This window comes from Paenibacillus oryziterrae (genome assembly GCF_042610485.1).
Taxonomy (GTDB): domain Bacteria; phylum Bacillota; class Bacilli; order Paenibacillales; family Paenibacillaceae; genus Paenibacillus_AQ.
Map to the genome: position 1 here is coordinate 105,448 of NZ_JBGJZO010000004.1, position 24,930 is coordinate 130,377.

At 50.3% G+C, this 24,930-nt stretch carries 22 protein-coding genes; 4 read left to right on the forward strand and 18 right to left on the reverse strand.

All coding sequences use genetic code 11. The features are described from left to right. Nucleotides 1-4: 4 nt before the first annotated feature. From ACAN55_RS07130 to ACAN55_RS07180, 11 genes are all read right to left on the reverse strand, one after another. Nucleotides 5-1,030: an LLM class flavin-dependent oxidoreductase gene (locus tag ACAN55_RS07130; RefSeq protein WP_379130075.1), complete on the reverse strand. Its 1,026-nt coding sequence runs from the start codon at nucleotides 1,028-1,030 to the stop codon at nucleotides 5-7. A 158-nt stretch (nucleotides 1,031-1,188) separates the two neighbouring features. Beyond that, the gene (locus ACAN55_RS07135) at nucleotides 1,189-1,533 is read right to left on the reverse strand and encodes a DUF3243 domain-containing protein (RefSeq protein WP_379130078.1); all 345 of its coding nucleotides are present in this window, start codon (nucleotides 1,531-1,533) and stop codon (nucleotides 1,189-1,191) included. Nucleotides 1,534-1,662: 129 nt separating this feature from the next. After that, nucleotides 1,663-2,637: a M15 family metallopeptidase gene (locus ACAN55_RS07140; RefSeq protein WP_379130080.1), complete on the reverse strand. Its 975-nt coding sequence runs from the start codon at nucleotides 2,635-2,637 to the stop codon at nucleotides 1,663-1,665. A gap of 165 nt (nucleotides 2,638-2,802) precedes the next feature. Then, complete coding sequence (locus tag ACAN55_RS07145; RefSeq protein WP_379130083.1) at nucleotides 2,803-4,608, reverse strand: DEAD/DEAH box helicase; 1,806 nt, start codon at nucleotides 4,606-4,608, stop codon at nucleotides 2,803-2,805. Between the two features lie 134 nt (nucleotides 4,609-4,742). Further along, the gene (locus tag ACAN55_RS07150) at nucleotides 4,743-4,865 is read right to left on the reverse strand and encodes a hypothetical protein (protein ID WP_379130086.1); all 123 of its coding nucleotides are present in this window, start codon (nucleotides 4,863-4,865) and stop codon (nucleotides 4,743-4,745) included. 118 nt (nucleotides 4,866-4,983) lie between these two features. Next, complete coding sequence (locus tag ACAN55_RS07155) at nucleotides 4,984-6,654, reverse strand: ABC1 kinase family protein (protein ID WP_379130089.1); 1,671 nt, start codon at nucleotides 6,652-6,654, stop codon at nucleotides 4,984-4,986. After that, nucleotides 6,655-7,002, reverse strand: coding sequence for a phasin family protein (locus tag ACAN55_RS07160; RefSeq protein ID WP_379130091.1), 348 nt, complete (start codon nucleotides 7,000-7,002; stop codon nucleotides 6,655-6,657). It abuts the gene before it with no gap. A 73-nt stretch (nucleotides 7,003-7,075) separates the two neighbouring features. Then, a complete protein-coding gene (locus ACAN55_RS07165; RefSeq protein WP_379130094.1) occupies nucleotides 7,076-7,735 on the reverse strand; it encodes a ThuA domain-containing protein in 660 nt (219 codons plus the stop codon). 177 nt (nucleotides 7,736-7,912) lie between these two features. Next, nucleotides 7,913-8,725: a uroporphyrinogen-III synthase gene (locus ACAN55_RS07170; protein ID WP_379130096.1), complete on the reverse strand. Its 813-nt coding sequence runs from the start codon at nucleotides 8,723-8,725 to the stop codon at nucleotides 7,913-7,915. A 38-nt stretch (nucleotides 8,726-8,763) separates the two neighbouring features. Next, nucleotides 8,764-10,854: a methyl-accepting chemotaxis protein gene (locus ACAN55_RS07175; protein ID WP_379130099.1), complete on the reverse strand. Its 2,091-nt coding sequence runs from the start codon at nucleotides 10,852-10,854 to the stop codon at nucleotides 8,764-8,766. Nucleotides 10,855-11,093: 239 nt separating this feature from the next. Then, a complete protein-coding gene (locus ACAN55_RS07180) occupies nucleotides 11,094-11,489 on the reverse strand; it encodes a Fur family transcriptional regulator (protein ID WP_379130101.1) in 396 nt (131 codons plus the stop codon). A gap of 204 nt (nucleotides 11,490-11,693) precedes the next feature. Here ACAN55_RS07180 and ACAN55_RS07185 point away from each other — a divergent pair, with 204 nt between their 5' ends. Together ACAN55_RS07185 and ACAN55_RS07190 are read left to right on the forward strand one after the other, a co-directional pair. After that, entirely contained in the window at nucleotides 11,694-12,791 is a 1,098-nt protein-coding gene (locus ACAN55_RS07185; protein ID WP_379130103.1) for a GGDEF domain-containing protein, read from the forward strand. A 186-nt stretch (nucleotides 12,792-12,977) separates the two neighbouring features. Next, a complete protein-coding gene (locus tag ACAN55_RS07190) occupies nucleotides 12,978-14,501 on the forward strand; it encodes an FAD-dependent oxidoreductase (RefSeq protein WP_379130348.1) in 1,524 nt (507 codons plus the stop codon). Between the two features lie 110 nt (nucleotides 14,502-14,611). On the opposite strand, the gene ACAN55_RS07195 is transcribed toward ACAN55_RS07190, so the two are convergent. The 6 genes from ACAN55_RS07195 to cidR all read right to left on the reverse strand — a co-directional run bounded on the left by ACAN55_RS07195 (nucleotide 14,612) and on the right by cidR (nucleotide 22,700). Further along, nucleotides 14,612-16,840, reverse strand: a complete 2,229-nt coding sequence (locus tag ACAN55_RS07195; protein WP_379130351.1) for an MMPL family transporter — start codon at nucleotides 16,838-16,840, stop codon at nucleotides 14,612-14,614. A gap of 188 nt (nucleotides 16,841-17,028) precedes the next feature. Continuing rightward, nucleotides 17,029-18,951: an ABC transporter ATP-binding protein gene (locus tag ACAN55_RS07200; RefSeq protein WP_379130105.1), complete on the reverse strand. Its 1,923-nt coding sequence runs from the start codon at nucleotides 18,949-18,951 to the stop codon at nucleotides 17,029-17,031. After that, nucleotides 18,948-20,708: an ABC transporter ATP-binding protein gene (locus ACAN55_RS07205; RefSeq protein ID WP_379130107.1), complete on the reverse strand. Its 1,761-nt coding sequence runs from the start codon at nucleotides 20,706-20,708 to the stop codon at nucleotides 18,948-18,950. The genes ACAN55_RS07200 and ACAN55_RS07205 overlap by 4 nt, the downstream gene beginning before the upstream one ends. Continuing rightward, the gene (locus ACAN55_RS07210; protein WP_379130110.1) at nucleotides 20,701-21,204 is read right to left on the reverse strand and encodes a MarR family winged helix-turn-helix transcriptional regulator; all 504 of its coding nucleotides are present in this window, start codon (nucleotides 21,202-21,204) and stop codon (nucleotides 20,701-20,703) included. Before ACAN55_RS07210 ends, ACAN55_RS07205 begins: the two co-directional genes overlap by 8 nt. Nucleotides 21,205-21,419: 215 nt before the next feature. Continuing rightward, nucleotides 21,420-21,710, reverse strand: coding sequence for an aspartyl-phosphate phosphatase Spo0E family protein (locus tag ACAN55_RS07215; RefSeq protein WP_379130112.1), 291 nt, complete (start codon nucleotides 21,708-21,710; stop codon nucleotides 21,420-21,422). An 87-nt stretch (nucleotides 21,711-21,797) separates the two neighbouring features. Then, nucleotides 21,798-22,700 carry a cidABC operon transcriptional activator CidR gene (cidR, locus tag ACAN55_RS07220; protein WP_379130115.1) on the reverse strand — a complete coding sequence of 301 codons (903 nt, stop codon included), beginning with the start codon at nucleotides 22,698-22,700 and terminating at the stop codon, nucleotides 21,798-21,800. Between the two features lie 113 nt (nucleotides 22,701-22,813). On the opposite strand from cidR, the gene ACAN55_RS07225 reads away from it, so the two are divergent. After that, nucleotides 22,814-23,185, forward strand: coding sequence for a CidA/LrgA family holin-like protein (locus ACAN55_RS07225; RefSeq protein WP_379130118.1), 372 nt, complete (start codon nucleotides 22,814-22,816; stop codon nucleotides 23,183-23,185). Then, complete coding sequence (locus ACAN55_RS07230; protein WP_379130353.1) at nucleotides 23,185-23,865, forward strand: CidB/LrgB family autolysis modulator; 681 nt, start codon at nucleotides 23,185-23,187, stop codon at nucleotides 23,863-23,865. The genes ACAN55_RS07225 and ACAN55_RS07230 overlap by 1 nt, the downstream gene beginning before the upstream one ends. A gap of 66 nt (nucleotides 23,866-23,931) precedes the next feature. On the opposite strand, the gene ACAN55_RS07235 is transcribed toward ACAN55_RS07230, so the two are convergent. Next, nucleotides 23,932-24,900 (reverse strand): Gfo/Idh/MocA family protein, encoded by a 969-nt coding sequence (locus ACAN55_RS07235; RefSeq protein ID WP_379130120.1) that lies wholly within the window; start codon nucleotides 24,898-24,900, stop codon nucleotides 23,932-23,934. Nucleotides 24,901-24,930 lie beyond the last annotated feature (30 nt).

The following is a 24,930-nucleotide window of genomic DNA, read 5'->3' on the forward strand; positions in this document are numbered from 1 at the left end:
TTCATCATTCCCGAAGGTTGCTTGCAGGCCTTAGACCCCATGCCTCGGCGATCAGCCGGAGCGACTTCAGCTTATCCGGGAAGGTGTGGATCAGACTGGCTATCATAATCTCGTTGCATTCGTATTGCTCCGCCAGCTTCTCCATCTGCCGCCGGATCGTTTCGGGTGAGCCGATGACCATCCGTTTGCGGTTCTCCTGTATGCGGAACATATCATACGGCGTGTAGGCATAGGAAGCTGAACGTTCCACGGATGGAGTCTCCGTAGAAACATGCCCTTTTTCCAGCAAAATAAGCGACAGGTCCATGCTCGAAGCCAGTCTGTCCGCTTCTTCATCGGTCTCGGCACATACTGCGAATACCGCAACCAGGCAGTTGGCGGTATCAGAAATCGCGGAACTCCTGAATTTCTTCCGGTACTGGCTTACCGCACCGACACCACCGTCGCCATTAATGAATTGGGCAAAAGCAAACCCTGCACCAAGCCGCGCAGACAGCGCAGCACTGCCGCTGCTGGAGCCGAGCAGCCAAATTTCCGGTGCAGTAGAAACAACCGGGGCCGCCTGAAGTCCGGCAAAGCGGTGCGTTGATCCGGGCTCCTCATACAAGTAGGCAATCAAATCCTCGATCTGCTGCTCATAACGATCGGTGCCACGCAGTTGATTCTCCTGCAATGCCTGTGTTGCGAGCGCACCCCCACCCGGGGACCGTCCAAGCCCGAGGTCAATCCGCCCCGGATAGAGTCCTTCCAGCACGCGGAAATTCTCCGCCACCTTGAAGGCACTGTAATGCGGCAGCAGAACGCCGCCGGAGCCGATACGGATCCTTGAGGTCACGGCGGCCAAATGGGACATCAGCACCTCCGGACTGGAGCCAGCCAAGCCGGGTGCTGCGTGATGCTCAGATACCCAGAACCGGTGGTAGCCAAGCTGCTCAGCTTCACGGGCTAATCGTGATGTCTGTGCCAGCGCTTCTGCGGGGGTAGTTCCTTCTGAAACCGGGGATTGATCCAGCACGCTAAGTTTTATCATACCCTGAGCACTCCATTTTACAAGTTGGGTTTACAATTAATTCCTTACGTTCTTACTATAACATGCGGTATCCGCGGAAACCTACACCTGCTTGGCCTTTATACATGTAAAAGTCCCTCCCCCGTATTACGGAGAAAGGACTTGCCTGCGAACCTGACTCAGCCCAGTTCCAGCGCCAATTTCACCAGCATATGAGCCAGTCTGTGACGTTCTTCCTTATTGCCTACCCTCCATAGTTCAAGCAGGAGCTTCTCCTCACTATTGCGAGGCTCTTCATACTCCGCAAGATAACCCGCTACCTTCTCCGCGGCTATGGCCAGCTGCTCCTCATTCAGTCCGATTTTTTGCGCTAATTGTATGCGCTTACTCAAATAACTTTGAAATTCTTGAAAATGCTTCAGAATGTCATCCTTACGCCTTGGTTCAATACGTCCCAGTACAGCATTTACCCGATCCATAGCGACACTTCCGTCTTTGCTCACCACATGATTATGCTCGGACATGGACACGCCTCCTCAATAGAACCTGCTGATGCTTTCTACTTAACCGAGGCGGGGTGGGGTGAATCATAAAAATAGCCGCAAGGACTCCATCACTCAGAGACCTGCGGCTATTGAAATCAATTGATCATTTTACTTGGATACCGGAACGGCATCGTAATATTCTTCAAGTGTAATTCCACGCTCCGCTACGGATGCAGCGATATCCTTACCCACATACCGGATATGCCATGGCTCGTATTTATAGCCTGTTATGGACTGCTTCCCTTCAGGAAACCGGATAATAAAGCCGTATTCGTGCGCATGCTGATCCAGCCAGTTCGCTTCCTTGGTTCCGGCGAAGCAGCTCTCTGCTGCACATTTGCCGTCACTTCCCGAAACATCAATGGCAAGTCCAGTCTGGTGCTCACTATGTCCCGGAACTGCGCTGTACGTTCTGGCCTTAGCTTCACCATCACGTTTCACATAATTATTAAAGAGCCTCGTCTGTGTAGATTGGGAACGGTAAGCAGAGACCCCCGCAAGATAAACTCCATCCTTCTTGGCCCCTGCGAATAATTTCTCCAGAGCGTCGGCTGCCGCCTGGCGCATCATCCGCTTTTCAATCTTTTCACTAAAAATAAATTTAACATCGGGATAGACAAGATCATCCGGCTTATAGTTATCCGGAAGCTTGTACTGTTTATTAACAAGCACAGTCAGACTTTCCGGCTCAGCAGCGGTCTCCTCCGAATCTTCATTACCGGAACCCGCCGGCTCTGTTGCGACTGGCTTCGCGGTAGGCTTGGCCGTAGGTTTAGTCGTAGGCTTAGCTGTAGGAACAGCGGTAGGTTCTTCTGTCACGGGTGGTGACGTTACAGATGTATCCGGATCTGCGTTTGCTTCATCGTTGCCGGTATTGGCACCCTCTGATGCAGCGGGCGTATCCTCTGCCGGATCAACCGCGGCCGTAGGCTCCTGCCCAACGGGCTCCCCTTGCAAATCCGGCTGCTGCGACACCGCCGTTCCATTCTCCTGGGAAGCGGATGGAGCCGTATATTTCCCAATCCCCCAGCCTGCCGCAATAACGACAATAAAAAGGACAGCAATCCATAATTTTTTGGACATAATGAGAGTCTCACTCCTCTTACTATATTTCTCTATTTCTATTAGACAGGCCCGGTGCGAATAATGTTTCACTTCCCCATAAAACAATTGTTACCATATACCCCCGGACGCTCAGCCGGTATGGTCTATGGTAACAAAGATGCTGCGATAGATTAAATTGTAGCCTTATTTACCCCGTCCGCCTTGACGCGATGGGCCACTGCTTCGGCCGCCGCGGGATGCGCCGCCACCGCTGCTGCGGCCGCCGGATCCAAAGCCGCCTTTGCCGCCCTTGGAACTGCTTCCTCCACCGCTGTAGCCGCCGCGCGAGCTGCCGCCTTTCGGAGCACCCGCATTGGAACCGCCGGAGTCACCGCTTCTTGCTACATTTGCTCTATATTTAGGCCCGCCCTTGGAGCCGCCTGGATTATAACCACTTCCTGAACCTGCACCTTTCGATGCTCCGTAGCTGTAACCAACTTCGCCGCCTCTGGCTACATTGGAACTGTAGCCGCTACCCATGCCGCCTCTGGCTGGGGCTCCTGCTTTATCACCGCGCGGACTGCCACCTCTCGGAGCACCGGTACCCGTGGCTGCCGGACTTTCGCTTCTCGCTGCGAAAGTGCCATAACCGCCGCCGGTTCTTGGCTTAGCCGGAGCCCCGGCTTGTCCGCTGTTATCTCTGCTGCGTCCTCTGCCGCCGCTTTCCTGGCGGGGAGAGCTGTCACGGCCTTGACTGCGGCCCTGGCTACGACCTTGACCACGTCCGCCAGTCTTTGGACCACGTCCGTTCCGCGCTGTCTCAGGAGCACCGCCATGGCGTCCGCTTTGACGTCCGCCGGTTTGAATGGCTGTGAATTCGCCAACGCCGAATTCATCCTTCTCGTAGCGGCGGCGGTCCAACCGCTGCGAAATACCATGCTCGATGATATCCAGTCCGCCCATTTCACGCGGCGAAGCAAAGGTAATCGCAAGGCCTTTCCCACCCGCACGGCCTGTCCGACCAATACGGTGGATATAGCTGTCTGAATCCAGCGGCATGTCATAATTAAATACATGCGTTACACCTTCAACGTCCAAACCGCGGGCGGCCACATCCGTAGCCACCAGCAGTTGCAGTTTGGCATCGCGGAATCTCTTCATTACCGCTTCGCGTTTGCCTTGCGACAAATCGCCATGCAGCTCGTCGCAATCATAACCTGCCGCTTGCAGCGCTTCATTCAGCTTGGATACGCGGCGTTTCGTCCGGCAGAAAATAATTGCCAGATACGGACGGTCGCGTTCAATCATTCCGATCAGAGCCTCTTCCTTGTTGCGGTCGGACACTTCAACGACCTGCTGACGAATGTTGTCCAGTGGAATCGGAGACCCGCTTTTGATCACAATGTCCAGCGGCTCTTTCATATAATTCGCTGCCAGCCGTTTGATCGGATCCGGCATGGTTGCTGAGAACAACATCGTCTGACGGCGATAAGGAACCGCCGTAATAATCGTCTCTACATCTTCCAGGAATCCCATATGAAGCATTTGATCCGCTTCATCCAGCACGAGCATTTTCACACCGCTAAGATCCAGTGTGCCGCGGCGCATATGATCGAGAAGCCGTCCAGGCGTACCGATAATCAGATGTCTGCCGCCTTCCAGCTTGCGGAGCTGTTTCTCCACATCCTGTCCGCCATAGACTGCCAGAATCTTCACATTGGTATGCCGTGCCAGCTTACGTGCCTCTTCCGTGATCTGCAGCGCAAGCTCGCGTGTCGGTGCCATGATAAGCGCCTGGGGATAAGCGCGCTCTATGGCGATCTTGTCCATAATCGGCAGCAGGAACGCCAGGGTCTTCCCGGTTCCCGTCTTTGCTCTTGCAATCACGTCAAGACCTTGAACCAGTGGCGGTATCGCCTCCTGCTGTACCGGAGTCGGCTGGGCAATCCCATGACCCTGCAGCAGTGTACTTAATGTTTCGGAAACTCCCAGTTCTTTAAAACTCGGCAATTTCTCCACCTCACAATTTTCTTTATTAATTTGCCTTAAGAAGAAACGGCCTCACCGTCCGAGCAGGGACGGAATCCATTTCTCGTAAAAATATAAGGCTGATCTAGAGCGTGAAACAAATAGATCCTTATATTTTAAGAAGAAACGGCCTCACCGTCCTGATATGTGGCGGCTATCATATGTTCATCAAATAAAAGCGGAAGAACTCTCTTGCCGAGGGTTCTTCCGTCCCATTTACGGAGAATTCGCACCAGCATGTGCAATCTGTCAACATAAGAAGTAACAACTTCTGAAAGCATCCTTACTATTGTACTTTATTGAAGGCCCTTTGTATGCAATGCGGCAAAGAATATTTTCTGAAAATCAATTACGGCACTAGAACCTTCCCGACTTGAAAATCGAATACAGCAGCCAAATAAACATTAGCAATGCAATGACCGAAGCAATCTCCACCACCGGGAAACTCCAGAGCAGGGATGGCTCGCTGCGCATGGCAGACCCAATGATCAGTCCAACCATGATAATACTGAAGGCGAGCAGCACAATACTGAAAGATAATCGGTTGCCGATACGGTCAAGCTTGCGGGAGATGCCCTGAAGCTCGGGCAGTCCTACCTCGACTTTCAGCTTGCCCTTACTGATCAGTGAAGACAACTGACGCGCTTGCCCGGGAAGCTCCACTACACTTTCAGCAAGTTCAGCCACACCATCCCATAGCTTGCGCTGCAGGCGTCCGCTGCTGAAACGCTGCCTGATCAGCCTATGGCCAAAGGGCTCAGCCATCTGAATAATACTAAAGGACGGATCGAGGCTTCCGACGACTCCTTCCAGCGTAAGCATCGTTTTACCCAGCATGGCCAAATCAGGCGGAATCACCAGGTGATGCTTGCGGGCAATACCAAACAGGTCATTCATTGCCTTGCCGATGCTGACTCTGCTGAAAGGCACATCATAATATTCTTCCCGCAGGTTATCCATATCCGCATGCAGCTGAGCTCTGTCAGCATGTTCATCCACGATGCCCAGGCGCTGGATGGCTCTAACCATAGAATCGGTATTTTTGCGCATTAAAGCGATAATAAAAGATGACAAATGGTCCCGCATCTCATCACTGAGTCTTCCGACCATCCCGAAATCAATCAGGGCGATTCTGCCGTCCTCCATCACCATCACATTGCCGGGGTGGGGATCCGCGTGAAAAAAACCGTCGATGAATATTTGCCCCAGCATAATTTCAACAAGCTGCTGGGCAAGGTTCTTCAAATCCACACCCCTGTCCAGCAGCTCGTTACGGCGGTTAAGCGTAATGCCTTCCACATATTCCATCGTCAGCACCCGGGCTGACGTATAGTCCCAATAGATTTCCGGTATATAAACTTTAGAATTGCCTGCAAGCTGCTGGGCAATCTTCTCGGCATTCCGGCCTTCATGGCTGTAATCCAGCTCAGCGAGGAGGGAGCGGGAGAATTCCTCCGCCATCCGGCTCAACCCGTATTGCTTCGCCCAGTCTAACTTGCGCTCAGCAAGAGCACACAAATCCTTGAGTATTTCGAGATCCCTGCTCATCATCCGCAGAACGCCGGGACGCTGAATTTTGACAGCCACAGTCTGCCCGCTATGCAGTACCGCCCGGTGCACCTGCCCAATGGAAGCCGCCGCCAACGGCATATTATCGAAGAAAGAATAAATCTCCTCAAGAGGCTGATCCAGCTCCTGCATGACAATATCACGCGCAGTTTGCGCCGAGAAAGGCGGGACATTATCCTGCAGCTTCACCAATTCCTGAATAATGGAGTCCGGAAGCATATCTGCACGGGTACTGGCAAGCTGGCCCAGCTTCACAAACGTCGGCCCCAAATCCTCCAGTACCCGGCGAATCCGTTCACCGAGCGTAACACTCCCGGAGCTCCCTTGCGTCACCAAACGCCGGGGAAGTGACAGAAGATGGTTCAGTCCCAGTTCCTCCACCATATAGCCGAAGCCATGACGCATCAGCGCCATGGCAATGGTCCGGTAACGACCGGCATATCTGATACGGACCGCCATTTAATCGGTACGCGTGTCCGGCAGGGTTCCCTCCAGATGAGAGATCCTCTCCAGCTCGGCTAATCGGCGTTCTAACACGGCAATCCGTTCCTCAAGTGCGGTTACATCACTCTGCACAGGAACCTTAAGCTCCTTCAGGACCCGCTGCACCTGTTCGTTAACGGCGTTCTTGAACATCCCACGCTCTTCTTCTCCACGCTCAATCAAACGGTCAACCAAAGCTCTGGATTCCGAAGGGGCAAGCTCCCCTTTCTTCACCAGCTCTTCAACAACCTTCTCTACCTTTTCCTTACTAACAATGGTGAGGCCCACTCCTAAAGAGATTGCTTTTTTAAACAAATCACTCATGGCACTTTCCTCCCAAAGATTTCGTTAGATGCTGGTTAAAGTATACCCTAATGACATCACTTTCCACAAAGTTTCACGGCTTCAGTTCCCGTTTTATTTCTTGTTTCGGGATACGGGCAGCCCATTTGGCCCCTTTGAAAATCAACTGGCGTACCGCCTCATGATGAAATGATGGCTCATGGTGCCCCGGCATCAGATAAAAGACCCGGCCCATTCCATAGCTGTGGCACCAGGCTGCAGGCAACCATTCCCCGTCTGCTTCATATTCCAGAAGAATAGATTTTTCAGTAAATGGATCAAATTCAAAGCGGTAGGGCTCCTCATCCAGTTGAAAATCACTCAAACCTTCCGTAATATCATGATCCTGAACGCGGAAATTCAGCGGACCATATGGAGGGTGGCCGGTAAATCTTCCTCCGATTAGCTGTGCCAGCTCATAGCGCTTCGCCAGAGATACACCCGTATGCAGCACAATGAGCCCTCCTCCACCGCTAACGTAGGAGAGTAATCCTGCGGTCTGCTGCGGTGAAACCGTCTCATTCCATAATTCATTATAAGCAATGCATAAATCATATCCGCTCAAATGCTCCGCCAGCAGTAATTTCTTATTCTCTGAGCATTGTACCGTCATCAGTTCATTCAGAATGAGACTGATTTGTTTGTCCACACCCTGCAGCGGATGAAACCGGGGATGAGTATAGTCACCAAGTAATAAACATTTTCGTTTGTCCATGTGGCCCTCCTTTGTTGCTGCCTGTCGATTATAGTTGTATGTTGCCTATATTTTAAGGAAAACTTCCCCGCTTGTCCATGTTCAGCGAAACAAGTTTCGAAACTTATAACTAAAAAAAGCACTCCCATCTTCTATTGAAGGGGAATGCTTCTATTCCTGTTACTGAGTGGAGGTGACTTAGCCCTCTGCAGCTACATAACGGCCGAGTTCCACAAACATGCTGCCCATCCGCTCATGTTTCGGCATCACAATTCTCCGGACACCCTCCTCTTTCAATGCCTCAGAGGTAATTCTGCCCACAGATACCGCAATAACTTTCTCTTCAAAAGCCTGTACCAGATCTCCAAGGATCCCCTGAGTCTTGGCATATTCAGCCAGGAATCGGAACTGCGGTGCACTGGTGAAGGCGACAGCATGTACTTGGCCTTCGAGGACTTCCGCAACCAGCCGTTCAAGTTCACCCGGAGCAGGCGGAGTATGACGGTACGGCAGAATTTGGCGTGTGTGGGCACCTGCTTCATCCAGCCAGGCAACCAAGCGTGGAGCAGGATCACCATGCAGCTGCAGGACGACCTCTTTGCCCTGCATATCAAATGGTTCCAGGCCGCGGATTAGCCCCGTTGTACTTCCGTCATCGTCACGGACATCCGGCGTGAGACCCCGTTTCTTTAGAGCGTTGACTGTTTTATAGCCGCGCGCTGCGAGCTTGGAACCAGACAGCACTTCCAGGAATCGTTCTGCGCTGCCTGCCTCCTCTGCTTTCTGAAACAAGGCGTCCAGGCCCATGCCTGTGGTTAAGATTGCCCAATCCGGCGGCTGGCTGATCCACGATTCCAGACCCTTGTGCAGCGCTTCATCATCAAGAAATACAGTGCCTTGTGCCGGCCTGTGAAGAGCGGTCCCCCCCATATTAACAACGAGCTTCGCCATCTCCTCCGACTTACGCGGACCAGCGAGGGCGACAATCAGACCTTTGAGTGGTTCTGCCATGCTGATTTCCGCTCCTTTCGGTATCCTTCAAAATAGCTTTATTCAGACTTAGGTGTATCTTCCAATGTCTCCGGTTCCGGATCAAGCTCAGTTGCTAATGCTTTATCATCCTGCAGCATTGGTACACTGACTTCAGGCGGCTTGCCATCAGCATACAATTTAAATCGTCCAACCAGCTTCTGCAATTCTTCTGCCAGATGACTAAGATCCGCCGAAGAAGAAGCAATTTCTTCCACGGAAGCCAGCTGTTCCTGAGCTGCGGCAGAGATGGTCTCTGTATTGGCCGCAGCGAGCTCGGAGATGCCTTTAATATCGACGATTGCATGTTCCATGCTCTCCGCCTCTTGAGACAATGTGCGGACCGCTTCGTTCATAGCTTCGATCTTCTCTGCTGCACCCTTCACCGCTCTGCGAATACGGGAGAAGGAGCGGCCGGTAGTGTCCACGGCCATAATCCCTTCGGATACCCGCTCTTTCGCCTGCTCCATCGTCGCAGCAGCGAGTTTCATTTCGCCATGGATGGAGCTAATCTGCTCGGAGATCAGTCGTGCCGATTTCTCGGATTCCTCAGCAAGCTTACGGACCTCTGATGCGACCACCGCGAAGCCCCGTCCTTGCTCACCTGCTCTAGCCGCTTCAATGGAAGCGTTAAGTGCAAGCAGATTGGTCTGACGTGCGATGCCGGTAATAATCCCAACGATCCCCACGATTTGTCCAGTGCGGTCGTTCAGCTTGTCTATGACACCACCCAAGTCTTCTACTGTCAATTGAATGCTATTAATTTTATCAACAACACTGATTACGGAATCGTTGCCTTCAGCTGCAGAATGCGAGGTCTTGTCCATCATGGTCGATACCTGCTCCATGGTTGCTGCAATGTTAGCTACCTCATTGTTGGTTGAGGCTGTACTAGCCATTCCTCTTTCCACACTCTTTACCTGCTGTTCACTGCCTATAGCCACTTCCTGGATGGCAATGGTTACATGCTCAATCGCTTTGGTGGTCTGATCTGCACCAGCTGTCAATTCTTCTGCCGAAGCGGAGACGTTATCCGTCATTTCCTGTACATTAATAATCATTTCGCGTAAATTCTTCACCATGATCCCGAAGTTCTCCGCAAGCATCCCGATCTCATCCTGATGGAATGAGCCGATATCCTCTGAAAGATCTCCTCTACTGATGACTTCAGTCGCTTTCCGGAGGCGAAGCAGGGGTGAAAGAATAGAACGAACATTAAAGTAGATAAGCACCAGAGCCAGCAATACAGATGAGGTGATCACAATCAAAGCCGTATTTCGTATAGCGGATGTTGCAGCGGTAACCTCATTTTTGTTGATTGTTCCGCCAATTCTCCACCCGGTAAGATCGTTCGTCTGGTATACCATCTTTTTATTGGCTTCTTTATACGTATAATCAAATGCCCCGGTCTCGCTCTCGTACATCTTGACGATGAAATCAAGCGAAGTCTCCGAACCTATCTTTTCGGTCGGATGAACCACAAATTTTTTACTGCTATCGATAATAAAGATATAACCTTCTTTACCCACCTTAATGCTAGTGAGTGCGGCCAGTTCCTTCAGATTTAGATTCAGCGCAACTACACCGCTTCCCCCCTCTAGAACTGCAGAGATCGCAATGACACTCTCATTATTAACTGTTTGAAAGACTGGAGAAAGGACAATACCTTTGCCATGCTTCAGTGCATTAACATAGGAGTTATCCTTACGGGGGTCGTATCCCTCAGGAAGCTTCTCATCGGAAGCATGAATGGATTTAGCGCGGCCGGTTCCCACATATATATCCATGACATCCGGATGCAGCGCCGCGTACTCATTAAAGCGTGCTTTAATGGTAGCCGCAGTCTCTCCGTTCGCCTCACTATTAATCTCATCTGCAGTCAGGTTCGCAGCAAAATAATTAATATCGTTTATTTTGGATTGAATATTGGCATTAATAATTTCATTAACGGATGTCACGCTTTCAGAGGCGTTATTCACCAGTTGGGACTCCACTTGGTTACTGGCCGACAGGTAGGTTAGGGAGCCAATAATCATGCTGGGCACCAGTAGAACAAGTAGATATGTAAAAAGTAATTTGGCACGAATGGTGATACGCGCTTTTTTGTTCATCGGTCTGTTCACTCTCACTTTCTATTAATCATGCATACGTTGCGTCGATGAACGCACTACAGTTAATGATATAATTATATAGTAGGATTGAAAACAACTTTTTCTACTGAATTTCTTCATTATTCTCATATATTCGCAGGTAAATAAAGCCATTTGCTGAGACTGAGTACATGAGCACACCAAAAAGGCCGTTTATTGAAAACGGTCTTTTGTTATATGGATTAGATTTCGGATTTCGCTTATTTCTTAGAGCGTTCCCTGCAGGATTGGCAGATTCCGCCGAACACCACATGCGCATGCCCGATCGTATAGCCGGTCTCCTGGGCAACGGATTGCATCCATTCTTCCGGAACATGGGTCATGACCTCATCGACTCTACCGCATTCCTCACAAATAATATGTTGATGATCATCCATACGGGCATCATAGCGGCTGGCCGCTTCTCCAAGTTTCAGTTCACGAATCATTTGTTTATCGGAAAGATAACGCAGCGAATTGTATACTGTGCCATACGCCAAGTTTTGCCCTCTCTCAACCAGGCGGTTCATTACTTCAGCAGCAGTAGGATGATCGTGGGAGTCGCGGACAATATCATATACAGCTTTACGCTGAGAAGTCAGGTTAAGAGTTCTCATACCTATCATCCTTTAAGTTGTTTTTAGATCAAGTATAAGTCTTTGCATGAATAAGGTCAATGGAGTGCTCCAAATGTAGATATCAACTTGCTGTAACCAGTTTATTACAGTGATATTTCTCTTAACCCCATGTTCGAAATCAAGGCTAAAATAGATGCAGCCTTTATCAGGCTATAATTTACGTCGAGGAGCCTTCTATTTTAAATGATTATTGAGATAATAACCAGTTTGTTTGCTAATTTTTGTATTTTATCTACACTGATCTTTCTATCCAGCAAACTTTCTAAGAAATATATTGCTCCAAACCGCCCCATATCGTTAACAGTTCAAATACTGGCAGGCTTCCTGTTTGGAATATTTGGCATTATTATGATGGGCTATTCCGTTCCCGTCGGACCTGATACCTATGCGAATATGCGATATTTGACGATCGTTATTATCGGTGCATACCTGGGTTCGTTGCCGGCGATCCTCTGCGCTGCAGTTCTTGCGGTCAGCCGGGTAATATTTTATGAAGTTTCCTACAATTCCATATCTACCGCCCTCATTCTTCTGCTGGGAGGGATATGCTGCGGATGGATTGCCAGCTTCCCATGGTCACGGCTGCGTAAAATGATGGTCAGCAATGCCCTTTGCCTTGTGCTTACCTTTGCTGCCCTGTACAACAGTCTTGGGAGCCTAAATGCATTGATGGACTTCCTGCCCCTCCAATTACTCATTTCGCTGGTGGCCGGACTACTGATCTATTATGTGGCCGAGTCGATTCAGCGTTCTAACGAACAGTTTGATAAACTGGAGATCCGGGCGACCACGGATTATTTGACCGGCCTCAACAACCTGCGGCAATTTCACCGTCATTTAGAGGCTGAAGCTTCCCGCGCCGAGCGTTACCAGGAGAGCCTGTCCCTGCTCGCCATCGATATAGATCATTTCAAAGTCATCAATGATACCTATGGCCATCCTGCCGGGGATGAGGTTCTTAAGCAGCTTGCCGGAATTTTGAACCAGCACTCCCGCTCTTATGATACCGTCTCCCGCAACGGAGGTGAAGAGTTCGCCGTGATCCTGCCGGATTGCCCGCTGGATGAAGCCAAGAGAGCAGGTGAGCGGATCCGCGCTGCCGTGGAAAACGACTTCTTCCTCCTGCCGTCAGGTAAAAAAATCAACATTACCGTCTCCGTTGGGGTTGCCTGCTATCCCGATACGGTACCTATTGCTGATGCCCATATGCTCAATCACCGTGCCGATCAAGAGCTGTATTCCGCCAAGAACTCAGGCCGCAATAAGGTTAGTGCCGGATAATGTTATCCGCTGCTGGTCACAACCATGAAACCAGCTACAACTTTTTCTCCATATCTCTCCTTGATTCATGAGTTATTGCATGGCTGCACTGTTTTTTTTAGGGTGGCAGTGGTAATAAATGAAGAAAGGAACGATAACGATGGAGGGATAGCGGAAGTGGAATCCAAAACGAAATCAAGCCCCAATATGCCGCAGTTTCCGGAGTCGCTGTGGCGGGGGACCACAGAGCTGCCGTCATTCCCCCGGCTCACGGAAGATCACGACACGGACATTGCCGTTGTGGGAGGCGGAATCACAGGAATTACCACTGCTTATTTACTGATTCATGCCGGATACAAGGTCTCGCTTCTGGAAGCGGGGAGACTTCTGAATGGCACAACCGGATTTACCACCGCCAAAATCACGGCGCAGCATGGCATGATCTACAACGATCTCTTGAAGCATTTCGGAGAAGAGCAAGCCCGTCAATATTTTCAATCAAACAGTGAAGCGATGGAATGGATAGTAGGTACTGTGAAAGAGCTGGATATATCCTGCGGGTTGAACCGGGATACGGCCTATCTCTATGCGGATGCCGGTGATGAACAAACACTGAAGAAGCTGGAGGACGAATTCCAGGCTTATGAGAAGCTGAACCTGCCCGGCGAATGGCAGAATAACGTATCCCTGCCTCTGATGGCTGCTGGAGCCATCGCCCTCCCGGGGCAAGCCAGATTTCATCCGCTACTTTATTTGAAGACTCTGCTCCAGATTTTCCTGGATAAAGGCGGCGTTGTTTATGAACACACGATGATATCCGATGATGTCGAGAATGAGGGTAAGCTGACCCTGTTCACCGAGCAGAGCAGACACCGGATTACCTGCCGCCATGCCGTATCCGCTTCCCACTTCCCTTTTTATGATGGAGGTGCCCTGTACTTCTCACGTCTGCATGCCGAACGCTCCTATGCGCTGGCCATACGTCCGGAAACCGATTATGAGGGAGGCATGTACCTGAGTGCGGGAGAGCCGACACGCTCTTTGCGGGCCGTCGACTGGGAAGGACAGAAGCTGGTCATTGTAGGTGGCAACAACCATAAAACCGGCCATGGGATTTGTACGATCAACCACTACGACAGCTTGGAAGTATTCGCCGGCAACTTGCTTGGCATCAAATCTTTTCCTTACCGGTGGTCTACTCAAGATCTCATAACTCTGGATCGGGTGCCTTATATCGGAAAAGTGTCCGGCAAAGAGGAAATCTATATTGCCACCGGCTTCGCTAAATGGGGGATGACGAATGGTACACTGGCTGCACGTATAATTGCGGATCAGATCCAGCGAAAGGAGAATCCGTACACAGATTTGTACGATCCATCCCGCTTCAAAGCCAACCCTTCCATCAAAAACTTCATCGTGACGAATGCGGAGGTTGTCAAGGAGTTAGTCGCAGGCAAGTTGGAATTCGCACATAAGAAGATTGCAGATATGCAGGAGGACGAGGGGGCTGTTGTCCGTCATGAAGGCAAGCGGGCCGGAGCCTACAAAGATCTCAAGGGAAATCTGCACCTTGTTGACCGTACCTGCACCCATTTGGGCTGTGAAGTGGAATGGAATGATGCAGAGCGAACTTGGGACTGCCCTTGCCACGGCTCCCGCTTCTCCTATGAAGGCAATGTTATTGAGGGGCCAGCTGCACTCCCGCTAACCAAATTGGATAGCGGATTCTGAAGTATTGGCAGTATTGTTCACCATAAGAAAAGAAGATCAAATAAAACAGCGCGCACCGATGTTGAATAGGTGCGCGCTATTTCTTTATATTTTAAGTTAGTCTTATACGCCTACTGCTGTTCACTAACAGGAAGGGCTTTCTCCAATTCCTGGTGCTTGCCCGGCCAGAACGCCAGTCGCCCGAAGAGAACAGTTATCGCCGGAACGAGAAACGGCCGGACCACAAACGTATCGAGCAGCACGCCAAGTGCTGTAATAATGCCGAACTGTACAAGCACCTGAATGGGAAGGCTGGCGAGTACGGCAAAGGTTCCCGCCAAGATAAGGCCTGCAGAGGTAATCACCGAACCGGTCTCATTAACGCCTTCCGCAATCGCCTGCTTGAGTGGCATCACCTTCCGTTTATTCCAGATGTTCGAGATCATGAAGATGTTATAGTCCTCACCAAGTGCAACAAGGAACACAAAGGAATACAGAGGTATAGAGCCTTGGATGGCATCGGCCCCCAGTCCGTAATGGATAATAATCCAGCCCAGTCCAAGTGCGGAAAAGAACGACAAAATGACAGTTGCCACCAAGTAGACCGTGGCTATCACTGAACGCAGATACACCAGCAGCAATAAGGTAATCATACCGATCACAACGGGAATAATCAGATCGGTATCCCGTTCACCTACTTCCTTATTGTCGTACTGCGTTGCCGTCTGCCCACTCACCCACACCTTATCCTCAGGATTCTCAAGACCGAGTTCGGCCAGTGATTGCTCGGCTGTTGCCCTCAGAGCCGGGATATGGCTCATACTCTCCTGAGAATAGGGATTGCTGGTGAAGTTAATATCAAAGCTGAGAATATCTTTATTCACTGCACCCTGCTGCGGATCGGACACAGTGTCCACATAAGAGAGACTGCCCAGCACCGACTTCAGATCTCCTCCATCCGCCTTGCCCTGGGTATCTATCATCAGTTTGGCGGGAGCCAGTTCACCAGGGGAGAACTGCTCGCCGATCAGTGTGAACCCTTCGCGTGATTCCATATCCTCAGGGAATGAGGAGAGGATATCATAGGTGAATTTGATTCCGCTTGAGAAGGAAGCCAGAATGCCCAGCACCACGATCGTTATGCCTACAATCGCCCACGGACGGGACACAACCAGTCCGCCGATTCCATTCCTGCGGGAAGACTTCGGCTTGGGAGCCGGTTTACCTTTCGCCTCAGCCCGCTTGGCTTCCATGAGCGGTGTACGGGGAATGAACGGAAAGAACGATGCCCGGCCGAAGATGGCAAGAAGTGCCGGAACCAGCGTCAAGCTGGCGATGCCCATTATTAGAATCGACAAACTGAAAGGAACCGCGAACCGGTGGTAGGCGCCATATTTGGCCAGAAGGAGCGCAAACAGTGCGAGCACGACCGTAAATCCGCTCATGGCTATAGCCCCCGATGCATCCGTTATCGAACGAAGCAGCGCGCGGCTCTTGCTCTCCTCGGATTTCAGCACCTGACGGAAGCGTGCGATCAGGAACAGACAGTAATCCGTACCCGCTCCGAACAGCAGGACCGTCATGATGGATACCGCCTGCGAATCCACGGTAATCCAGCCTTCCTGCGCCATCTTACCGAGAATCGGACTTGTCGCTCCGTAGGCAAAGCCAACGGCAACCAGTGGAATCAGCGCCAGTATCGGCGACCGGTAGATCAGAAGAAGAAAGACAAGAACCAGAATGACTGTAGCGATTAACAAGGACACATCTGCATTCTCGAACAGGCCGGTGGCATCAATGGAAATACCCACGGGTCCGGTGACTCTTAGGCTCAGGTCGCCGCTGTTCGTTGGGTTGAGAGATAAATCGCTGCCCGCCTCCGCTGTAATGAGACTCTTAAACGCTGTTACGCCTTCTTTTAATTGGTCGCTATCTGCGTTTTTATCAAATAACACCGGCGTAACCAGTGTGCTGCGGTCCTCCGAAAGCGATGCCTGCAGCGCCTGGGGAGGGAGCTGACTCAGCGGCGGCACAAAGTTCTGATGAGGCAACGGCTCCTTCTCTATCTTACCGTATACGGCCTGAATATGTACTAGATCCTCTTGCGAGAGACCGCCTTCCCGGTGCCACACGAGCAGCGCAGGTACTCCGCTCCCGCTTGGGAATTCTTTCTCAGCAATAGCTGTAGCCTGCACAGAAGGTGATGACTCCGGAAGATTGGAGGCGTTATTCAGCACCTGCGAATTCACAGCAGGCCATAGCAACGTGAGCACCCCAACTACCGCTATCCATACGAGAAGCGTTATCCATTTCGTTTTACCGCCTGCTACCCATTTTCCGTAACTAGACATCCGGTTCATCGTCTCCTTCACCCCAGCAGCTTCAAGAAAAATGAGCCGCGGGTCATTTGATACTCTTATCATATATACCCGTGATTGCTTTGGCAAATCATTAGTACAAAAAAACGCCCCCAATTCCGCATGCTTGACTGACAAGCGCAGAACGAGGGACGTCCTCATTACTTAATTATGGGCAATATTTCTTCCTATTAGACCGCGTCGGGCACGTGATCCTCCGAGAATTGGCTGTTATACAGATCAGCGTAGAATCCGCCTTTCTCAAGCAGCTCCACATGCGTGCCTTTCTCAATAACGCTGCCTTGGTTCATCACCAGAATCAGATCAGCATCACGAATGGTGGATAGGCGGTGAGCGATAACAAAGCTCGTTCTACCTTTCATCAGCGTGTTCATCGCTTTCTGGATCTGCACCTCAGTCCGGGTATCGACACTGCTGGTCGCTTCATCCAGAATGAGGATCGACGGATCAGCCATAATGGCCCGGGCAATGGTCAGAAGTTGCTTCTGTCCTTGCGAAATATTGGATGCCTCTTCATTCAGAATCGTGTTGTACCCCAGCGGAAGTGTACGGATAAAGTGATCGGCATGCGCAGCCTTAGCAGCACGCACCACATCGGCTTCCGTAGCACCTTCCCGGCCGTAAGCGATATTATCGCGAATCGTGCCGTTGAAGAGCCAAGTATCCTGGAGCACCATACCAAATTTGCTGCGTAGCTCGCTGCGTTTCATATCGGTGATGTTGACCCCATCGATTACGATTTCCCCGCTGTTCAATTCATAGAAGCGCATCAGCAGGTTGATCAGCGTCGTTTTTCCGGCTCCGGTTGGACCAACAATAGCGATGGTCTGCCCCGGGCTGACTTCAATATTCATATCCTCAATGAGGATAGCGTCATCCTTATACCCGAATTTCACATGGCGGAACTCCACAGCACCTTCTTCAGCCGCAACGGGAGTGCCATTAGCATCCATTACTGGTTTCGCCAGCGAAATAGCAACCTCTGGAACTTCCTCTGCTTCATCCAGCAGCTCGAATACACGCTCTGCGGAGGCAATGGTCGATTGAATAATGTTAGCAATATTAGCAGTTTGAGTAATCGGCATGGTGAATTGGCGCGAGTATTGAATAAAGGCCTGAATATCACCGACTTCAATGGCTTTCTTGGTAACAAAGATTCCGCCGACTACGCAGACAAGCACATAACCCAGGTTACCGATAAACATCATCAACGGCATGATCATACCGGACATGAATTGGGCACGCCAGCCGGAATCATACAGCTTATTGTTAATTTCATCGAAATCACTAAGCGATTGGCGTTCGCGTCCGAACGCTTTAATAATGCGATGTCCGGTATACATTTCTTCTACGTGACCGTTCAATTGACCAAGTGATTTCTGCTGGCCGATAAAATAAGACTGCGAGCGCTTGCTGATTCCCATGATAACGAGAAAGCTCAGCGGCAGTGTAACCACGGTGATGAGTGTCAGCCAAGGGCTGATGGTCAGCATCATAATGATTACACCGATAATCGTGATGATGGACGTAATCAGCTGTGTTAAACTCTGCTGCAGAGTCGTACTGATGTTATCCACGTCATTGGTCGCCCGGCTCAGAATTTCCCCGTGCGTCCGGGAATCAAAGTACTTCAGCGGCAGCCGCTCCAGCTTGGCGTTGATCTGCTCGCGCATATCATAGACAACCTTCTGGGCTACTCCTGCCATTACATACTGCTGAATATAACTGAACAGGGCACTGAAGAGATACAAACCGGCAAGAAGAAGCAGGATATCATTGATGTAGCCAAAATCGATAAAGGCTGCCGGGTCACCCATCATTTTGCCATAGGCGCCTTCAAACAGCTTGGTCGTTGCATGACCCATTTTCTTCGGACTGTAGATACTGAAGACGGTACTGGCAACAGCCGTTAAAAAGACGACAAACAGCTGCAGCTTACGCGGAGCCAGATACGTAATCAACCGGCGGAGTGTCCCCTTAAAATCTTTGGCTTTCTCCGCAGGCAACATCATCCCCGGCGGGCCTCCTGGACCCGGTCCTCTGTGCCGCCGCGGTGGAGCGGCGTTTTTGTTGTTCGCTGTATGTTCACTCATGCTATTTCCTCCTCTGACAACTGCGAGGATACAATCTCGCGGTACACTTCACTGTTATCCAGCAGCTCACGGTGTGTGCCCATTCCGGCAATTTCACCGTCATCGATAACAATAATCCGGTCGGCATCCATGACCGTACTGACCCGCTGGGCGACGATCAGAACGGTAGCCTCTGTAGTTTCATCCTTAAGTGCTGCACGCAGCTTGGCATCTGTCTTGAAGTCAAGTGCGGAGAAACTGTCATCAAACAGATACACTTCCGGTTTTCTAACAAGCGCACGGGCAATGGACAACCGCTGCTTCTGACCACCGGAGACGTTACTGCCTCCTTGGGCAATCTCTGAATTGAAGCCTTCCTTCATCGCAGATACGAAATCGTAAGCCTGCGCGACCTGGGCAGCATGGATAATCTCTTCATCCGTAGCATCGTCTTTGCCATAGCGGATATTATCTTTAATCGTACCTGTGAACAACACGGCTTTTTGCGGAATATATCCGATTTTGGCCCGCAACTGCTCCTGTGTCATATCACGAACATCTACACCATCTACTCGCACTGCACCTGACTCTACATCATAGAACCGTGGAATCAAGCTAAGCAATGTCGATTTACCCGACCCTGTCCCGCCGATAATGGCGGTAACTTCACCCGGACGGGCACTAAAGCTGATTCCCGAAAGAGCGGGCTGCTCTGCACCCGGGTAAGAGAAGGTTACGTTCTCAAACTCAACAAAACCCCGCATGGTATCCCGGCCATCCCCGCGTGTAGCCGCAGCCGTCTTTTGAAGCTCACTTTCCGCAGGATCTTTAATTTCAGGCTGCATATCAAGTACTTCATTGATCCGCAGAGCAGATGCGGAAGCACGTGGAATAAGTACGAACATCATGGAGACCATAATCAGGGAGAACATGATCTGCATTGCATATTGAATGAACGCCATCAGGGAGCCTACCTCCAGGTTGCCTTCATCAATCCGGATTCCTCCGAAGTACAGAATGGCGATCATGGAGAAATTCATAACGATCATCATCAGCGGCATCAGGCCGGCCATGATTTTATTCACTTTGATTGCGGTATCCGTCAAATCACGGTTCGCTTCGCTGAAGCGCTGATTCTCATGACCAATCCGGTTAAACGAACGAATCACGCGAATCCCTGTTAGATGCTCACGTAGTACAAGATTTAATTTATCCAGCTTAATCTGGATGGCTTTAAATAATGGCAGACCCTTCATGCCGATGAACATGATGGCTCCCACTAGCAGCGGAATAACGACGACAAAAATCAGAGACAGATGGGCATCCTCTGATACGGCCATAATAATACCGCCGATCATCATCATCGGAGCGCCGACCATCATCCGAAGCATCATCGTAAGTACGGTTTGAACTTGAGTGATATCGTTCGTCGTACGGGTAATCAGCGAAGCTGTTCCCAGCTTGTCGAATTCATGCAGCGTGAAATTCTCAACATGGTTAAATACGCGGGAGCGTGTGCTTTTACCAAACCCGGCAGCGATTCTCGCCGACAGATAACTGGCGATGATGGAACAGAGTGCCCCGCCGCCTGCTACCAGAAGCATAAAGCCGCCAATTTGCCAAATATAGCTCTGATCCTTATGCACGATCCCTTTATCAACGATGTCAGACATCAGTGTAGGCAGGTATAGATCGCCCATGGACTGCAGGAATATCAGGATCAGTACTGCAGCAACTGCCCATTTAAAGGGTTTCAATTGTCTCATTAATTTAATCAATCTTCTCATCTCCGTTCATTTGTAGCCCGTCTAAATTAAGCGGCGGATTCTGCTCGCGAAAGTCATGTACCTTTAGAAGCAGATCAGCAAGTTTATTACTATCCTCTTCTCCCAGATACTCCACAAGCCGGCTCAGCGATTCATCCAAATGATTCTTAGCCTTAAGCGTAATGGCCTTCCCTTGTTCCGTCAGCATAATTCGCACCACTCTCCGGTCTGAAGGGTCGGCCTGACGTTCAACCATACCTTTGGCCTCAAGGCTGTTGACCAGCTGTGTAACTGTAGGAGGGGTAAGTCCCAGGAACCGGCTGATTTCTGACACCTTAAGTCCCTCGGCTCCGAAATGGGTCCGCCTTGCAATACTTATGAGCAAAGTCAATTCACTGGGCTTGTGGCCTTCGACCGAGTGATGCCAATGCGCCTTACGCATCGTCCGGAGTGCCGCAAAGAGCTTGTGTCCGACTGGATTATCATTATTTATCCCAATCTCGTTCACCTCATTTTTAGTTAGGAGTACTAATAATTAAATCTCATATTAATTAGGCTACCTAATTATATTTTGAGCCCAGTACTTTGTCAAATCATGATTACGCTCTCAAATATTACAGAATGACAAACACCGCCTGATGATATAAAGCACAGCAAAAAGAGGAGCCGCTTCCTCTCCTCTTCTAATTTAAATTTAACGACTCCTGAATCAGCAACTATAGCCTATAGCTGCATAGCGGTCTGATTTCTTGATGCTATATTCATCGAAGCAAGTTTATGGGCTGAGGAATCTGCCTTCCGGCTACGTTGTCTTTCCATCATCTTATTCTGCGCGAGTACAATATAGCCATCCAGCTGCTTACTCAATTCCACCACTACATTATCACTGAGACTGCGGTGCTGCGCCACCTCAAGAAGCTGGCACCTTAGGCTCTCTATAGTCGTAGACAGCTCATCTTCCTTGAAGTCTGTTCGGTATGCATCATGGAAAGAAGCTTGGGGAAGCATCAACATTCACCTTTTCTCTATTATAACTTTTTTCTTATTATAAAGGCTGATGCCAAAAATCATAATTTGCAGAAAAAGAAATAAATGTCGAATTTAATCTACTGATGGATACTGCTGCTCCAATATTCCTTTAGCAAAAGAAAGCCATTCCCGCGCCGCAAAAGAAAGATACCGGTCTCTTCGCCAGATCATCCCAAGCTGCCACGGGATCGCCGGTCCAGTCATCGGAACCACTGCCAGGCGGGAACGATCCATATCCCGGCAGATCGTCTCCGGCAGCAGCGCAATGCCAAGTCCGGCACTTACCATCCTGCTGATCAAATCCCACTGCGAGCTTTCATAGACCACTCTTGGCTCAAACCCCGCTTTGGCGCATTCCATAATAATCCGGTCATGCAGCGTAAAGTCTTCCCTGAACAGAATAAACTCCTCTTCGGATAACTCAGCCAGTGAAATCGACTCTGCCCCGGCTAGATGGTGGGATAAGGGCAAGATAAGCTGCAGCTCTTCCTTAATAAAGGAAAAATGATGAAACCGGGCGTTGTTCACAGGAAGCACGACCACGCCGATATCAAGCAATCCAGTCTCCACATCATGCTCCACCTTCTTGGCCCCGTCTTCATAAAGCCGGATCGTAACAGCAGGATATTTCTTGTGAAACTGTCCGATCACCATTGGAAAAAAGCTGGAGCCCACCATCGGCGGCAGCCCGATCCGGATATGGCCCTGCTTCAGTTCACGCAAGCTATCCAGCTCCGAAGGCAGGCTTTGAAAGGTTTCAACTATGTTTTGTGCTTTAGTGAACAGAATTTCTCCCGCATCTGTCAGGCGGATGCTTTTCCCCTCACGGTAAAACAGGTCTGCACCTAAATCCACCTCCAGGTTGCGGATCATTTTGCTAATCGTCGGTTGGGTGATATATAAAGATTCGGCCGCTTTGGAGAAGCTGCTGAGCCGTGCGGCCTGAACAAAGTATTCTAATTGGCGGATATCCATCCATTGAACCCCTCTCATATAGACAAAAGGAATGTCATTTATTCGATATATTCATTTTACCTATGAAAACAATTCATGTAAACTTTCAATATAAATGAAAGGGGTGGGTTCAGATGAAGAAGATCGCCACAATACTCCTGCAGGTGACCGGACTGACTGTATTCGCATTACTAATAAACAGCTTGGCGTCTTTGATGCATCTGCCTATTCCCGGAAGCATTTTCGGCATGATCCTGCTCTTTATTCTTCTGGAACTTGGTGTGGTACGACTGAACTGGATCGATATCGGCGGTGCCTGGCTCCTTGCAGAACTGCTGCTGTTCTTTATTCCCTCTGCAGTTGGAGTTATGAAATACACGACGCTGCTGGAGACAGACGGCCTTCGCCTCCTCGCCGTTGTTCTTGTTGGAACTTTTGTGGTCATGTCCAGCTCCGGGCTTCTGACAGGAGCCATCTATAAAGCAAAGGAGCGTAGAACATCATGATGACCGGACTATTCCTGCTTGCTCTTACAATCGGTATTTATCTTCTGTCCAAAAAAGTGTATGTTTCCAGCTCGAAAATGTTCATGTCCCCGCTCATCATTACTCCACTGCTGGTGATTAGCTTTCTGTTCATGACAGGGATCTCTTATGATTCTTACAATGCGGGAGGCAAATGGCTTACGGATCTGCTCCAACCGGCAACGGTCGCCTTTGCAATCCCTTTGCATAAAAATTTCAAGGTACTCAAAAAGCACGCCGCCGAGATTGCGGCAGGCGTGCTATCAGGATCGGTTACCGCGGTGATATCCTCGGTATTTCTGGCCAAATGGCTGCATCTGAGCAGCGATTTGGCTACGAGCCTGGTACCTCGTTCGGTGACAACGCCGATCGCCATGAGTATCTCGCAGCGCATCGGAGGCGTGCCGAATATTACGGCAGTATTCGTCATTCTGACCGGAATTTTAGGTTCAATGATGGGTCCAACCGTTCTGCGCCTCTTCCGCATTGATAATGAAATTGCCCGCGGCGTATCGCTGGGAACCGCGGCGCATGGTACGGGAACCTCAAAAGCCTTTGAGCTGAGCTCCCTAACCGGCACCATCTCAAGTATCGCGATGATCTTATCTGCAGTGTTTACGATAGGTGTAACACCTGCCCTGCTCGCGGTTTTCCTCCACTAAATCGGCCGCCCCGGCTTGGGCCGCAGACATGTCCTTCCTACAAGGAGGATATGTCTTTTTTTCGCTCTAAAGCCGAACAGATTGTCCGGACTCCGCCGACTCAAAGGCGGCGCAAGTAACTTGCAGCGTCTTAAACCCATCCTCATAATCACTCAGAATCCGTGAGCGGTCTCCGGTACGCACAGCATGGAGAAACGCCTCACTTTCTTTCAGATACGGATTACCGCTGTTCACATACTCGGTACTGTCTCCGCTTCGCGCTTCGAGCAGACGCTCAGGGTTCCAGTCCAGCATCCCCCGGTCATTATAGAAGCTAAGCCCTACACGTCCAACTTCTCCCGGAAGAACACAAGTATTAGAGATATTGGCGACGATGCCGCTCGCAAGCTTCAGTGACACCGTACCCACATCCGCTACGGTCACGTTATCATGCTGCTCATGCATCACCCGGTTGCCGAACATCCCGTACACCTCGGTAACCTCTCCGCCAAGGTACCGCAGCAAATCCACGATATGTGTAGTCTGCTCCGTGAACTGGCCGCCCGACTGCTCCTGGTTACGCCACCAAGACACACCCGGCATGCCGCCCATCCACTGTCCCACGATCATGCCCACCTTATCACCTTGCAACAGATCCTTGAGCCGTTCAATATTCTCCTGATAACGGAAATGGTATCCCACTGAGGTCAACAGATTACGTTCCTTGATATCCAGAAGAAGACTTGCCGGAATTTCAGTTGTTGCCCCAAGCGGCTTCTCTATAAAAAAAGGAATGTTTCTGCGGATAACCGCCCGCTCGATTGTTCCATGCGCATGCGGAGGAACGCAAATATATACCGCATCCAGTTCCTGTTCATTCAGCATTTCCGTGACATCCCCGTAACCTGCAGCGCTATAACTCTTGGCCATTTCCTCGCCCTTCTCCTTGCTGCTGCCGCAGACCGCCTGCAGCCTCACATCTTCCATGCCGGTTAGTAAATCCGCGTGAACCTTGGAGAACCAGCCTGTACCAATCATTCCGATCTTGAGTGTCATCGTTATACCCTCCTGGTCAGTAAGTACTGA

Coding starts and splice junctions, on each gene's coding strand:
- ACAN55_RS07130 (WP_379130075.1), bottom strand. CDS start 1,030: ATGATAAAACTTAGCGTGCTGGATCAATCCCCGGTTTCAGAAGGAACT.
- ACAN55_RS07135 (WP_379130078.1), bottom strand. CDS start 1,533: ATGTCCGAGCATAATCATGTGGTGAGCAAAGACGGAAGTGTCGCTATG.
- ACAN55_RS07140 (WP_379130080.1), bottom strand. CDS start 2,637: ATGTCCAAAAAATTATGGATTGCTGTCCTTTTTATTGTCGTTATTGCG.
- ACAN55_RS07150 (WP_379130086.1), bottom strand. CDS start 4,865: ATGCTGGTGCGAATTCTCCGTAAATGGGACGGAAGAACCCTCGGCAAG.
- ACAN55_RS07155 (WP_379130089.1), bottom strand. CDS start 6,654: ATGGCGGTCCGTATCAGATATGCCGGTCGTTACCGGACCATTGCCATG.
- ACAN55_RS07160 (WP_379130091.1), bottom strand. CDS start 7,002: ATGAGTGATTTGTTTAAAAAAGCAATCTCTTTAGGAGTGGGCCTCACC.
- ACAN55_RS07165 (WP_379130094.1), bottom strand. CDS start 7,735: ATGGACAAACGAAAATGTTTATTACTTGGTGACTATACTCATCCCCGG.
- ACAN55_RS07170 (WP_379130096.1), bottom strand. CDS start 8,725: ATGGCAGAACCACTCAAAGGTCTGATTGTCGCCCTCGCTGGTCCGCGT.
- ACAN55_RS07175 (WP_379130099.1), bottom strand. CDS start 10,854: ATGAACAAAAAAGCGCGTATCACCATTCGTGCCAAATTACTTTTTACA.
- ACAN55_RS07180 (WP_379130101.1), bottom strand. CDS start 11,489: ATGAGAACTCTTAACCTGACTTCTCAGCGTAAAGCTGTATATGATATT.
- ACAN55_RS07185 (WP_379130103.1), top strand. CDS start 11,694: ATGATTATTGAGATAATAACCAGTTTGTTTGCTAATTTTTGTATTTTA.
- ACAN55_RS07190 (WP_379130348.1), top strand. CDS start 12,978: ATGCCGCAGTTTCCGGAGTCGCTGTGGCGGGGGACCACAGAGCTGCCG.
- ACAN55_RS07195 (WP_379130351.1), bottom strand. CDS start 16,840: ATGAACCGGATGTCTAGTTACGGAAAATGGGTAGCAGGCGGTAAAACG.
- ACAN55_RS07200 (WP_379130105.1), bottom strand. CDS start 18,951: ATGAGTGAACATACAGCGAACAACAAAAACGCCGCTCCACCGCGGCGG.
- ACAN55_RS07215 (WP_379130112.1), bottom strand. CDS start 21,710: ATGTTGATGCTTCCCCAAGCTTCTTTCCATGATGCATACCGAACAGAC.
- cidR (WP_379130115.1), bottom strand. CDS start 22,700: ATGGATATCCGCCAATTAGAATACTTTGTTCAGGCCGCACGGCTCAGC.
- ACAN55_RS07225 (WP_379130118.1), top strand. CDS start 22,814: ATGAAGAAGATCGCCACAATACTCCTGCAGGTGACCGGACTGACTGTA.
- ACAN55_RS07230 (WP_379130353.1), top strand. CDS start 23,185: ATGACCGGACTATTCCTGCTTGCTCTTACAATCGGTATTTATCTTCTG.
- ACAN55_RS07235 (WP_379130120.1), bottom strand. CDS start 24,900: ATGACACTCAAGATCGGAATGATTGGTACAGGCTGGTTCTCCAAGGTT.